The following is a 14311-nucleotide window of genomic DNA, read 5'->3' as shown; positions in this document are numbered from 1 at the left end:
TCTGCACAGCAATTTGCTTATTTTTGTTGCACAGCTTCAAATTATTTATTCTTCCAATTCATTTCATCTTTTTCAGAAAACGCTACCACTCATCAACTTGCTTCAGTTGTTGTTCATTCTCAATTGCTGTAACGAGAATCTGACTCGAACGCAACGTTTTATACTGCTCTAATGTGGACTCAAGTCGCTGCACTTTCTCCTGCCCACCACCAAAATTCGAGCATTCACGTAACGCCACCCAAGCCGCTTGCATTTGATCAAATTCATTCCCTTTTACCAGTTTTAGCGTCATCCAATCAGCGAGATCCTGCACACGTTTTTGTATTTCAAACTGCAAGGCAAATAATCCACTACTTAAAGCCGATCCATCCAATAATCTCAATCCGTTTCGTACTTGCTCAAACTGCTGGCTTTGTTGTTGCAGATATGGAGCTAAAACCTCCTGATTGAACCAGACGGCAAAAGTAATCATCTCCTGAACAACCACATCACGTTGCGCATAGAGTGCATTGCGCTCAGGATGTTGTTTATTCAAACGGATGTCTCCTAAATACGCCATCAGCCCTTGTTCCAGAATCATCTGAATATGCCCCAGATCAAAAGCAGGCTTTGGCTTCGATTCAATTGGAGTCAATTGAGCAAGCAATTCCTCATGGTGAACAGGTTGCTGTAATAGACACAAAATCTCTGCATTCTGCTGCATGGCTTGCCATAAATAAGTCAGCGGTAGATCAGCTAGCCCTGTATTGGCCGTACCTTGCTCCAGAAGATGCTGCCAGGCGACTTGCATCGTGTTTTGCTGAACTAAGCTTGAGAGCACACACTGTACTGTTAAAAGCTGCGGTGCGGTTGCAATCACCTCCTGACTAAAAGGAATATGCGATGGCTTAGCCCCAAAAATGCTATTTAAGGATTTCCCTAGTGAATTTAGGCCACGTCCCATATCTGCCAATAGATTGCTATTTGAAGCTCGTGTCCGCAGTATCGACTCAGGTAATAACAAACTGACCGCACGCTGTAATCGTTGAGTCTGGTTGTTCTGGTCAATCGGTTTCAGATGATGGAGTAACAAATGCAGCGCATATTCAACATCACTCAACTGTGGCTGATATTCAGGCTGATTACGACTCAACAGACAATCAATATAAGCATAAAAGGCAGTTTCATTACGCTGTTGCGATTGTTGTGCCGCCCATTCATAGTATTCAATTGCTTGACTGTATTGTGCTGCCCCTGCGTAGGCTTTGGCTAGCGCAATCGCATGTTGCGCACTTGGATAATGCTGTTGAAAGTAATGCAAAAGATCAATTTTCGGTTGTTGATCCAGACAGCGATCCAACTGACGTAGATAGCCATTGATATGTTGCTGATTCGGCTGAGTCTCAATGAAATTCAGACGATAGACCAAACATTGCTCATACCATGCATACTTACGCGCATGCGACTCATAAGCACTCAGCAGCTCATCTTCAATCAACTGAATCAATTGGCTGGCATAGAGAATGTCTTCATCATCCTCATGCCTGAATTTCCATTGCTTGGGTAAAGTCACCTTAAATAAACGTAGTAGGAAGTGCGCACTGAGATCAGGGCTTTGCATCGTCACCAACATCAACTTATCTTGGCTGGATAAATGTTCTTTGCCCTTCTGAATGCGAGATAAACGCAACTTTAGAATCTTGGTGCTTAACATGCGTTTCCTTTCGCATTATTCAACCCACTCATCTTGCAACTTAGCAGACTGCCCTGACTTTTGCGAATGGCTTTAGACGAGCTGTAGCAAGCTTTTCAAGCAAATGTAAAAATCGACTTTGTGGCATCACAAACAACAAAATAAGTAAATTTATGTATTTGAAAGGCTCAAGATTTTTGCTTTTGCATAATTTTCGCTAAAATGGACAAAACAGAATAGGAATCCTCTATGCAATACCGTTGCCCTAAATGTCAAAGCGTGAAAATTATGCCTGCCAGTCAGGGTGCCAACAGCCCTCGCCCTAACGTACCCAAAAGTTTGGTGCTTCTGGTTCCTGCCATTTTTATTTTATTAATTTTGGTCTTGATTAGCGTTGCGATGTGGATTTTTGGCAATGGTGCAGGCCAAGGTCTGCAAATTGCGACCGTCGTGGTGTTTGCGATCTGTGTGATTGCAGGGGTTTTATTCTGGCGTGATCTACCTGATTTTAAAATTTCAATGCAAGCGTTTATGCAGGCACAAAAACATTGGAAATGCCGTGACTGCAACAACGAATGGCAGAATTAATCATTATTCCAAAACAAATCTTCACATCAGCTTAATGCTGATGTGAAGGATCATGTTCAGCTTTCTCATCGTGTTGATGGGTATGCTGACAATTCATTTCTTCATCATCTTCAATTTGCAAGGTCACTTCAGCAATGCCATGCTCATGCGATAACATCTCAATCGCAGCACGGTGCAATTGATTACGATCAGCTCTCGGTGCAAACAGATGCACAATCAAATGAATATTCTTCGAGGTAATCGCCCAGACCTTTAACTGATGGATACTCTCAACCCCATCCAATCCCAGTAGATCATTGCGCAGCTTTTCAATATCGACCTCTTCTGGCACACCTTCCAACAAGATATTGATACTCTGCTTGAGCAGAATCCATGTTCTCGGCAATACCCAAAAACCAATCGCAACTGCAAGAATGGTATCGACCCAGTACCAATTGGTGAAATAGATCACCACAGCACCCACAATGACAGCCACTGAACCTAATGCATCACTCAGCACTTCTAAATATGCACCTTTCATATTCAGGCTTTCAGCCGCACTAGACATTAACAATTTCATGGAAATTAAATTAATAATCAGGCCCAAACTCGCCACAATCAACATACCGACACTTTGAATTTCAGGCGGTTGCGTAAAGCGCTGGTAAGCTTCGTACAGAATGTACATTGCCACAAAAAACAGCATCGAGGCATTAAATAAGGCTGCCAAAATCTCAAAACGCTGATAACCAAAAGTACGTTTGTTATCTGCTGGACGTTTGGCAATTTTAATTGCCACTAAAGCAATCGCTAATGCAGCGGCATCGGTAAACATATGTGCTGCATCGGACAGTAACGCCAAACTCTGGGTGATTAAACCCGCAACCACTTCAACCACTAAGAAAGTTGAAGTCAGTATCAACGCAATGGTGAGTTTTTTGATATTACCTTCAGTGACCGCTGCATGACTATGGTCATGCCCTTGATGTCCACCCATGTTGGACTCCTTATCATAATTGAATAAGACCTGTTGCAGTCTTAAAGTCAGCCAAGGCGAAAATCGCTTTGGCTGGTTCAGATTCTTCTTAATAAAGTGCTTCATTAAGAAGATAGCATAAACAGATTAAATTGCACTTTCCTGACGTTTGCTCTGTTTGGCTTCATTCATCCAACGATACACCACGGGCAAAATCAGCAGGGTCAGCAAGGTGGATGAAATAATCCCGCCAATCACCACGGTTGCCAGTGGGCGCTGAACTTCTGCACCCGTACCTGTGGCAATTGCCATCGGGATAAAGCCAAGCGATGCGACAAAAGCAGTCATCAAGACAGGGCGTAAGCGTAATACCGCACCATGCCAAGTAGCGTAATGAACATCATATTGCTCTCGTAACTCTTTAATAAAGCTCAGCATCACCAGACCATTCAGCACGGCGACACCAGAGAGCGCAATAAAACCGACACCTGCCGACATCGACAAGGGAATATCGCGTAGCCACAGCGCCACCAAACCGCCCGATAGGGCAAATGGTACGCCACTAAACACCAGCAAGCTTTCTTTAAAGTTATTAAACACCGCCATCAACAGAACAAAGATCATCAGCAACGCCAATGGCACCACAATCTGCATTCTGGCTTTTGCCGAGGCCAGATTTTCAAACTGACCGCCATAACCAAGCCAATAACCGCTTGGTAATTTTTGCTGAGATAATTTTTGCTGCATCTCACCCACAAATGAACCCAAATCACGATCGCGTACGTTGGTGGTGACCACAACACGGCGCTTGCCATTTTCACGGCTGACTTGTGCCAAGCCTAAAATGTTCTCCACTTTTGCCACGTCTTGCAGTTTGATCAAACCACCATTCGGCAGTTGAATCGGTAACATCGCCAATTGCTGCGGCGTACGCATCCCATCATCCAAACGCACCACGAAATCAAAACGACGGTCACCCTGTAATATCTGCCCAACACTTTGCCCACCAATACTTGCAGCAACCAAATCCTGAATGGATTTCACTGATAAACCGTATTGCGCAGCCAATGCATGGTCGATATCAACATTAAGTAAAGGTAAACCATCAGTTTGCTCAACCTTCACTTCACTCGAACCTGTGATGGTTCTCAAGGTTTGAGCAACTTTTTCTGCTTCTTGGTTCAATACCTGCATATCATCACCAAAAATTTTCACCCCAATATCACTACGTACACCTGAAATCAGTTCGTTGAAACGTAATTCAATTGGCTGAGAAAACTCACTGTTGTTACCTGGAATTTTCTCCACATAGGCCAACATTTTGGTCCGAAGCTCGTCGATGGTTTCCGATTTATCGGGCCATTGATCACGCGGCTTTAACAAAACGATTGCATCAGAAATATTAGGCGGCATCACATCCGTTGCCACTTCGGCTGTACCCGTACGTGCAAAGATTGCTTTGATCTCAGGAAACTCTGCGAGTAATTGCTTCTCAACACTTTCCTGAATCTTCAGTGACTCTTCAATTCCGGTACTTGGTGCACGCATCAACTGTAACGCAAAGTCACCTTCACTCAGTTGTGGCGCAAACTCACTACCGACACGCGAACCAATCGCAGCTGTGAGTATCAAAATAGTCACTGCACCCGCCACCACCACATAGCGGAAAGCATAGGCTTTATCCAGCAAGGATTTATAACCGCTTTTTAATGCCGCCATCCAACGGCTTTCTTTTTCTTTTACCTCACCCGTGACAAATAAAGCCACCGCAGCAGGAACAAAAGTCACTGATAAAATAATGGCGCCGATCAATGCCAAGACCACGGTCATTGCCATTGGATGGAACATTTTCGCTTCTACACCTGCCAGTGCAAAGATTGGCAAATACACCACCATAATGATGATTTGTCCAAAAATCAGCGGACGTCTTGCCTGTTTTGCCGCCAAGAAGACTTCGGTAAAACGTTCAGAACGGGTCAGGAGTCGACCTTTATGGTGTTGAGCCTCTGCCAGCCGTCGGATACAGTTTTCGACAATCACCACCGCACCATCGACGATAATCCCGAAGTCCAATGCGCCTAAACTCATCAGGTTGGCACTGATTTTTTGCTCCGCCATCCCTGTCAGGGTAAACAGCATGGATAAGGGAATAATACAGGCAGTAATCAATGCCGCACGGAAGTTACCTAAGAACACAAACAGGATCACAATCACCAAGATTGCACCTTCGATCAGGTTTTTCGCCACCGTCTTAATGGCTTTATCAACCAAGTTACTGCGGTTATATACCGTTTCGACCACCACCCCTTCAGGTAATGAACGTTTGATTTCCTGCATTTTGCTGTCGAGTGCTTGAGCGATGGATTTACTGTTCTCACCCATCATCATCATCGCGATACCCAGTACGGTTTCTTCACCGTTATAGGTGGCACCCCCTGTTCTCAGATCATGTCCAATCGAAACTGTTGCAACATCGGCAACACGGATCGGCAAACCATTCTTGGTGCTGACCGTGACATTCTCAATGTCTTGTACGGTTTTCAACATCCCCGGAATACGTACCGTCAGCTGTTGTCCATTTTCTTCAATAAAACCCGCACCGCGGTTTTCATTATTTTCAGTGAGTACAGTTTGCAAATCGGTTAAGGGAATTTGCAGTTGTTGCAAACGTTTCAGGTCTGGAGAAACCACATAGGTCTTGTTATATCCCCCAATGGTATTGATTTCAGCAACACCCGGCACACGTTGTAATTGAGGACGAACAATCCAGTCCTGAATTTCACGCAGGTCCATGGCCTGATAAGGCGTACCATCGGCCTTTTTGGCATTCGGTTCAGCTTTGATCACCCATTGATAGATCTCGCCTAGACCAGTTGAAATCGGTGACATTTGTGGATCAATATCATCAGGCAAAGCACTCTTGGCTTCCTGTAAGCGCTGGTTAATCAGCTGACGCGCCCAATAGATATCGGTACCATCTTTAAAGATCACCGTGACTTGGGACAAGCCGTAACGGGAGATGGAACGGGTTTGTTCCAAGTTCGGAATACCCGACATGGCATTTTCAATCGGATAAGTAATCCGTTGTTCAACCTCAGGGGCAGTGAATCCTCCCGCCTGACTGTTAATCTGCACCTGCACGTTGGTAATGTCAGGTACGGCATCAATCGACAGTTTTTGGTAGCTATAAATACCGACCCCGATCCATGCCACCACAAACAGCATGACCCAAATCGCATTGCGGATTGAAAACTGAATAATCCGATCAAACAGGCCTTCCGCGGGAGGAAGCTGCAACTTATCTTTAGTGTCCATGCTCAGCCTCTCCCTTCTCGATCTCAGATTTCAAAAGGAAACTGCCTTGACTGACATATTGTTGCTTTTCAGTCAGACCCGATTGGATTTCCACCCACTGCCCATCACTTGAGTAATTACCTAGTTGTACAGGTGTTGGAGTGAAATGCATTTGGTCTTTCTCTTGCTTAGCGACAAAAACCGTGGCTTTACCCTCGATCTGCTGAATCGCCCCTTTGGCAACACGAAGCACAGGCTTCTTGTCCGTGCCATCTAATAACACGTTTACCATCAAATTAGGTCGAAGTTCTTTGGCTGGAGTTAACACTTTAGCACGCACCTGCAAACGACCTGTCTGCGTATCTGCTGCTGTGGTCAAAGTCTGGATTTGTGCTTTAAAGCTATTATTGGTTTGCAGCGACTTAAACTCAATCTGCTGATCCGGTTGGACATTGATGTTATTGACGCTTGGTAAAATAAACTCAATCCAGAGTTGATCCAGCTGATCAATCACAAATAACTGCTTATCTGCGGTAATTTGCTCTCCCACCACAATATCTTTCAGACTCACCACACCGCTTAAAGGTGCAGTCAAGACATAGCGACCCTGACTACCACTAGATGCACCCAAGGCAGATAACCGGCTACGTGCAGCTTGTACCTGAATCTGTGCCTGACGATAGGCATTGTAGGCACGTTGATAATCCTGACGTGCAGAAACCCCTTGTTCCCAAAGTTGTTTTTCACGTTGATAATCTTGCTGTGCAAGCGTTAAAGCTTCTTGTGCAATACTTAAATTAGCCTGCTGATCTACCAGATCAGGGATAAATAGAGTGGCTAAAACTTGCCCTTTCTTGACTTGTTGGCCAAGTACCGCATTAACACTTTCCACACGTCCGGCAAAGGTTGCTGAAACATGCGCTTGCTGATCGGTATTGGTCACCAGTTTTGCTGGGTAAGCAAATTGCTGTCCGACTTCACCCACACCAACCTGAGCCAGCTTAACCCCATATTCAGTCATCTGTTTTGGGCTGAGATTTAAGCTACCTTCCTCACTTTCAGCCTGCCCAGCCTCACCTTCTGTATGTCCTTCCTCACCTTCGCCATGACTATCAGCTGCTGCATCACCGCTGGCTTTGTTCTTGCCAGTGAAAAATAATAACGCGCTCAGGACTAAGCCAACGGCGATAACCAGAATGACCCAAAACCACTGCTTTTTAGATTTATTTGTCGACATTATTCTGCTCCTACTACAGCGGGAAGGTTATTGGTATCTTTCCAGAGGGTTTGATTAATCTGATTTAAGGCATCACTTGAACTCACCATACTCGGCTCAATTCCCAGTGCTAAACTTTCTGCATCAATTTGCTTTTGCCATGCACTCTTAAGTAACTGCACTTTATTTAAACGTTGATCCTGCAATTGCATGGTGGCTTGCTGCACATCGGTAATGGCATATTTACCGACTTTGAAACCGAGCAACATTTTCTCTTGTACCGTTTCAGACAATGGAATTTGTCGTTGATTGACGAGATCGAACTGTTGTTTCAATCCCGCCAACTCTGCTGTTAAGGTCTGAATCGCATTCAAGTTTTGCTGTTTGTAAAACTGTTGCTGTTTGACCAGTAAATCTTGTTTGGCATTGGCAATTCGCAATGAATACTGTTGACGATTGAAAATATTCAACGGGATATCGATGCCCACTCGGAACTTGTTATCGGTCGAATTGGTTTCTGCGCTTTTACTTTGCACCATGCCTAAATTGACGGTTGGATTTGGTCGGTTGGATACTTTTAAATAATCGATATTGGCTTTTTGACGCACGATATCGAGTTGAATAGCACGCTCAAATAAATTGTTCTGCAAATAATCTTGCAAATCATTTTGTTGTGGCCAGACATTGCTTGCCTGAGTAGAGAAGCGGTTATCGGTACTGCCCCACAGATTTGCCAATTGACGCTTTGCAGTGGCTAAAGAGAGCTCGGTTTGTTGAAACAACCGTTGATTTTCAATATGCGCCATCAATGTACGATCTAAATCGACCTGCGCAATGCTGCCCGCTTTGAGTCTTAAGCGCGTTGCATCCAAAGTGTCCTGACTGGTTTTTAACTGTGCCTGAACCACATCATGTTCCAGCTCTAGCACCACGACTTGCGACCACAGATATTTAACTGCTAACTCAAGTTGCGCATTGTAGAGTTCCTGATTAAGGCCCACTTGAGATGCTTGTACATCGGCAAGCTTAACCGCAGCACGACGTTGACCAAAAATGTCTAATTTTTGTGAAACACCAAATTCCAACTCTTTGTCTTTGCCTGACCTAAAGTCGGTTTGCTGAATAGAAATACTTGGATTCGACCATAACCCCGCTTGTTTCACATTGGCCTCAGCGATTCCTTGCTGCGTTTGCCACACCCCTGTGCCTGCCTGATATTGTTTCACATCCTGCAAGATTTGCTCAAAATTCAGATTACGTTGTGCAGCCTTGGTTGCAGGCTGATTTGCATCAAGTAAAGATTCTGCGGCAATGGATGGACTCAAAATAGCAGTGCTTAAGGCTAGTGCCAACACTGACCACTTCAATGACAATTGAGTACGATTTTTTCGCGTATGCTGCTCAACTGCATGAATACGCTGATTTAAACTAGAAGACATATAAAGCCCCGCAAAGTAATAAGAATGCGGTGGGCTATTTTTCGGCTACCCCACCTATAGCGGGGTTGATAAAGGCGGCGGATTTAGCCCTGAAAGATGTGGAGACTGATAGAAGTTGGACCAGTAATATTTTTGTTCTACGTCCTGACTGTGCAACATCGGTTCATTTACACGTTGCTGAACTTCAGCCACCACCACATGAAAACAAGATGGCAGATGGTCATGATGATCTTGCAAGCTTAAAGGCATCGGTAAATCTGCTGCGACTTTATCAAAGACAGCACCTTGTTCAGAACTGTGTGTCTTTTCAGCAACATGATGCCCAAAATGATTCAATGTACTGTATTCACTGACCCTCTCATGCGCGCAAAATGCTGCCGCCACATTCCAGAAACTTTGGAACATGAACAAACTCAGCAAGACGGTCACGAAAACAGTTGAGCGTTGCAACAGCACACCCTTACAGTAAATTGCATAAAGGCACTATAGCAGGCTATGCCAATGTAATAAAATTACAAAACAATTTTCAGTCAATTTCTCACTGATTTAAAACGTTTTTTGATTCTCATTCATGATAATAATGTTCTCTGTTACGGGTATTTTATGTATAAAATCTTCTCTCTTTGGATCTTAGCCATGGCATTAAGCGGATGCGCAACCAGCCTACTTTCCACAGCCTTACCCAATGAAAGCTCACAGGTTCAAACCACCACACTGAAAACCGATCAGATTCTGGCGCTTGGACAAGCCATTCAAAATGAAAAAAGCCAAGGCCTGATCTTTATTGGAAAAGATTTCAATTACTTAATGACCGATGGTAGTACTGAACTCCTAAAGCTTTTGCATGCCATTCCAGCCGAGCAACGCAGCTTTAGTCATTCTAGCCCACTGGTACTGACCATGGATGACCCGAATCATTTTCGTGGCGTATTACAAATTCGCTATCACACCCGTATGGTGGATCTCAATCCAAAGCAAAAAGAATTATTGAAATCCTTGGGTTTTAGGCAAAATTTTGACTTGATTCAAAATCAAGAAACTGCGCCTTATCCTTATATCAATGTGTTTTTTAAAGGGCAGCTGTATCAAGCACTCGATCAGCAAAAAATCCAACAAAAATTGGCACAGCCCTATCCAATTACCTTACAACAAGAGACCACCATCACCACCAAACATCCAGTCAAACGCGCAACCCGTATGGTGCTCTATCCTTTGGCAATGGTCTTCGATGTGATCACTGTTACACCACTGCTGATGTGGTCTGATCTACGAGGTGATTTTAATAAATAGACACAAATAAATGGGTACACCTCAATAAGCCAATGACCTAAACAATCAGGTATTGGCTTATTTTTTATAGCATTTCTCCCTGCTATGGAATACACAAATAGAACAATAGCTGCAAAGAAAAAACATATATTAAAAACATAATAATGAAAAACTTAGCTCAAGGAGTTGCATGATGAATATTGCAAGTATCAAACAGCGGTTGCATTCCTATTGTTCTGGTTTGGTTCAACAGAACATCATCTCTGAGTCTGAACGAGAAATTCATAAAGCCGAGTTTTTTCAAACATTGGCACACCTTGAACACGAACAAGATAGCCACCTCTTTATTTCAGCCAATGACCGTAATGCGGTTTGGTATTTCCTGCGTGCGGCCCTGCGTGGTAATGCAGATGCGGCTTTTAAACTAGGTGAAAGCTATTTGCATGGAGAACTCGGTTTAGATAAAAATTACAGCAAAGCACAATATTGGCTAGAACGTGCGGCCAACTTAGGACATCCTGAAGCGAAAGCCTATTTATATACAGCATTCAGCGAATTGGCTTTTTCTTAAGCATAAAAAAACCAGCTCGAAAGCTGGTTTTTTGATTTACAGGAATTAACCTGTAATCTTTTTATATTTAGAACGTTTTGTTGCTGCCGCATCACCTAAACGTGACTGACGGTATGCTTCATATTCAGCATAGTTACCTTCGTAGAACTCAGGCTGTTCATTTTCAAATGACAAGATATGCGTTGCAATACGGTCAAGGAACCAACGGTCATGCGATACCACCATAACTGTACCTGGGAATACAAGAATTGCATCCTCAAGTGCACGTAAAGTTTCGATATCCAAGTCGTTTGATGGCTCATCCAGTAAGATAACGTTTGCACCCAACTGTAAGATTTTCGCAAGTTGTAAACGGTTACGCTCACCACCTGATAATTCGCCTACACGTTTTTGCTGATCTTGGCCTTTAAAGTTAAAGCGACCAATATAAGCACGCGATGCAATTTCGTATTCGCCGATTCTCAGGATATCCAAACCGCCAGAAACTTCTTCCCAAACGGTTTTATTATTATCCAAAGTATCACGGATCTGACCCACGTAAGCCACTTTAACTGACTCACCTAAAGTCACAGTACCCGTATCTGGTTGCTGTTCGCCAGTCATCATACGGAATAGCGTGGTTTTACCCGCACCGTTCGGACCGACAATACCAACAATCGCAGTTGGTGGTATTGTAAAGGTTAAGTCTTTATAAAGCAGACGACCATCAAATGATTTGCTGATCCCTTCAACTTCTACAACTTTATTTCCTAGGCGCGGACCAGGTGGAATATAAATTTCAGAAGTTTCGTTACGTTGTTGGAACTCACGTGAGTTAAGTTCTTCAAAACGCTCCATACGCGCTTTGTTTTTCTTTTGCTGACCTTTGGCATTTGAACGAACCCATTCCAGTTCTTTTTTCAATGCCTTGGCAAAAGATTCTTCTTGCTTGTTTTCTTGCTCTAAACGCGCATTCTTTTGTTCTAACCAAGAAGAATAGTTACCTTGATAAGGAATACCCATGCCACGGTCAAGTTCAAGAATCCACTCAGCGACGTTATCTAAGAAATAACGGTCATGCGTAATCGCAACGATTGTGCCTGGGAAGTCTTTCAAGAAACGCTCTAACCAAGATACTGATTCAGCATCTAAATGGTTCGTCGGTTCGTCAAGAAGCAACATATCTGGCTTAGAAAGCAATAAACGACATAATGCAACACGACGGCGCTCACCACCTGAAAGCAATGATACATCTGCATCCCAAGCTGGAAGATTCAATGCATCAGCAGCAATTTCAAGCTGGTTATTCAGGTTATGCGCATCCCAAGCATGGATGATTGATTCTAATTTTTCCTGCTCTTTTGCAAGCGCATCAAAATCTGCATCAGGCTCAGCATATTCAGCGAAAACTTGATCAAGACGAGCTAAAGCATCAAGTGCTTCACGTACGCCATCTTCAACGTTACCACGAACGTCTTTGGTTGGATCGAGTGGCGGTTCTTGTTCTAAGTAGCCGATCTTGATTCCTGGTTGTGCACGAGCTTCACCTGAGAAATCTTTATCTACGCCAGCCATAATACGGAGTAAGGTTGACTTACCAGCACCGTTCAAACCAAGCACACCAATTTTTGCGCCTGGGAAAAATGATAAAGAGATGTCTTTTAAGATTTCGCGCTTCGGCGGAACCATTTTCGACACTCGATTCATCGTATAAATATATTGGGCCACGCAGGACTCCTCAAGAAAAACGAATACATCGCAAAATAGCGAATAAAATAATCGGCGTATTATACGCTGAAAATCCAATTGACTTGAAGTTAAGATGACATTTGTTTGTCTGGATCAAAGAATTTTCTTTTGCAAGACATTACAGGTTTGAATTATTTCGTCATTTTCAAAAACAATTACGACCGATAAAGACTCGCTATATCATTAAAATCACTATCAAGCGCAAAAATTATGCACCATTTTGGATAAAATATACGCTAGACTCGATCAATATTTAACACACGTAGATGATGTAATTATGACTTATAAAGATGAAACTTTAGCCATTCATGCGGGGTATTCACCAGAAGCAACCACCAAAGCAGTGGCGGTGCCGATTTATCAAACCACCTCATATGCCTTTGATAATACGCAACATGGGGCAGATTTATTTGATCTTAAAGTTCAAGGAAATATCTATACCCGTATTATGAATCCAACCACGGCCGTACTTGAACAGCGTATAGCTGCTCTCGAAGGTGGTATTGGGGCATTGGCTTTAGCTTCTGGTATGGCTGCAATCACTTACGCGATTCAAACCATTGCCGAAGCAGGTGACAATATCGCGTCAGTGTCTACCTTATATGGTGGGACTTATAATTTATTTGCTCACACACTGCCAAAGCAAGGCATTGAAGTCCGCTTCTTCGATTATCAAAATCCTGAAGCATTGCGTCAGATTATTGATGAAAAGACTAAACTGGTCTTTGTTGAATCGATTGGTAATCCCCTTGGCAATATTATCGACCTTGAAGCGATTGCCAAGATTGCCCATGAGTATGGCGTGCCTGTTATTGTTGATAATACCGTAGCGACACCTGCCTTATTAAAGCCATTTGAATTTGGTGCGGATATTGTTGTGCATTCTCTGACCAAATATATCGGCGGACACGGTAACAGTATTGGTGGCGTGATTGTCGATAGCGGCAAGTTTCCTTGGGGCAAATATCCTGAACGCTTTAAAGCTTTAAATACACCTGACCCAAGCTATCATGGCGTGAATTATGTCGAAGTATTGGGTGAAGCCGCTTTTATTGCGCGTGCGCGCGTGGTGCCATTACGTAATACCGGTGCGGCAATTAGTCCATTAAGCGTATTCTTAATCCTACAAGGTCTGGAAACCTTAAATCTGCGGATGGAACGTCATACCGAAAATGCCATCAAAATTGCCGAATATTTAAAACAACATGCAAAAGTGAAGTGGGTAAATTATGCTGGTCTAAAAGACCATCCACAGCACCATTTGGCACAAAAGTATGTGAAAGGTAAACCTTCCGCAATCCTTTCTTTCGGTGTTCAGGATGGTCTGGCAGGCGGCACCCGCTTTATTGATGCATTACAGCTGTTTACCCGTCTGGTAAATATCGGAGATGCCAAAAGTCTAGCTTGCCATCCAGCGACGACAACCCACCGCCAACTCAATGCAGAAGAGCTCAAATCAGCAGGCGTCAGTGAAGACTTAGTGCGTTTATCTATAGGGATTGAGCATGTCGATGACCTGATTGCCGACCTCGAACAGGCCCTTGCACAAGTTTAATTTGAATGAAATCAATAAGCCCCT

General features: G+C 43.6%; 11 protein-coding genes. 4 read left to right on the top strand and 7 right to left on the bottom strand.

What is annotated here, in order from left to right:
* Positions 1–82: 82 nt before the first annotated feature.
* Positions 83–1693: a hypothetical protein gene (locus F885_RS08215; protein WP_005317627.1), complete on the bottom strand. Its 1611-nt coding sequence runs from the start codon at positions 1691–1693 to the stop codon at positions 83–85.
* 228 nt (positions 1694–1921) lie between these two features.
* Between F885_RS08215 and F885_RS08220 the strand changes: the two genes are divergently transcribed.
* On the top strand, positions 1922–2260 hold the full coding sequence (locus F885_RS08220) for a hypothetical protein (protein ID WP_005317624.1): 339 nt from the start codon (positions 1922–1924) through the stop codon (positions 2258–2260).
* Between the two features lie 31 nt (positions 2261–2291).
* Here F885_RS08220 and F885_RS08225 read toward each other — a convergent pair whose 3' ends face one another.
* The 5 genes from F885_RS08225 to F885_RS08245 all read right to left on the bottom strand — a co-directional run bounded on the left by F885_RS08225 (position 2292) and on the right by F885_RS08245 (position 9614).
* Positions 2292–3236 (bottom strand): cation diffusion facilitator family transporter, encoded by a 945-nt coding sequence (locus tag F885_RS08225; protein WP_005317621.1) that lies wholly within the window; start codon positions 3234–3236, stop codon positions 2292–2294.
* 126 nt (positions 3237–3362) lie between these two features.
* Entirely contained in the window at positions 3363–6530 is a 3168-nt protein-coding gene (locus tag F885_RS08230; RefSeq protein WP_005317620.1) for an efflux RND transporter permease subunit, read from the bottom strand.
* A complete protein-coding gene (locus tag F885_RS08235; RefSeq protein ID WP_004803870.1) occupies positions 6520–7746 on the bottom strand; it encodes an efflux RND transporter periplasmic adaptor subunit in 1227 nt (408 codons plus the stop codon). Before F885_RS08235 ends, F885_RS08230 begins: the two co-directional genes overlap by 11 nt.
* Positions 7746–9164, bottom strand: a complete 1419-nt coding sequence (locus F885_RS08240) for a TolC family protein (RefSeq protein WP_005317618.1) — start codon at positions 9162–9164, stop codon at positions 7746–7748. Before F885_RS08240 ends, F885_RS08235 begins: the two co-directional genes overlap by 1 nt.
* A gap of 54 nt (positions 9165–9218) precedes the next feature.
* Entirely contained in the window at positions 9219–9614 is a 396-nt protein-coding gene (locus F885_RS08245) for a cation efflux protein, CzcI-like (RefSeq protein ID WP_212749837.1), read from the bottom strand.
* Between the two features lie 153 nt (positions 9615–9767).
* Between F885_RS08245 and F885_RS08250 the strand changes: the two genes are divergently transcribed.
* Entirely contained in the window at positions 9768–10454 is a 687-nt protein-coding gene (locus F885_RS08250) for a YidX family protein (RefSeq protein ID WP_032859453.1), read from the top strand.
* Positions 10455–10626: 172 nt separating this feature from the next.
* On the top strand, positions 10627–11004 hold the full coding sequence (locus tag F885_RS08255) for a tetratricopeptide repeat protein (RefSeq protein WP_005317608.1): 378 nt from the start codon (positions 10627–10629) through the stop codon (positions 11002–11004).
* A 45-nt stretch (positions 11005–11049) separates the two neighbouring features.
* Here the strand turns inward: F885_RS08255 and ettA are convergent, their stop codons facing one another.
* Entirely contained in the window at positions 11050–12711 is a 1662-nt protein-coding gene (ettA, locus tag F885_RS08260; protein WP_005317605.1) for an energy-dependent translational throttle protein EttA, read from the bottom strand.
* A 298-nt stretch (positions 12712–13009) separates the two neighbouring features.
* Here ettA and F885_RS08265 point away from each other — a divergent pair, with 298 nt between their 5' ends.
* The gene (locus tag F885_RS08265) at positions 13010–14287 is read left to right on the top strand and encodes an O-acetylhomoserine aminocarboxypropyltransferase/cysteine synthase family protein (protein WP_005185598.1); all 1278 of its coding nucleotides are present in this window, start codon (positions 13010–13012) and stop codon (positions 14285–14287) included.
* Positions 14288–14311: the final 24 nt, after the last annotated feature.

It is taken from the genome of Acinetobacter higginsii (genome assembly GCF_000369845.1).
Taxonomy (GTDB): domain Bacteria; phylum Pseudomonadota; class Gammaproteobacteria; order Pseudomonadales; family Moraxellaceae; genus Acinetobacter; species Acinetobacter higginsii.
The sequence above is the reverse complement of the archived record's forward strand: the minus strand, read 5'-3'. Positions and strand labels throughout refer to the sequence as shown.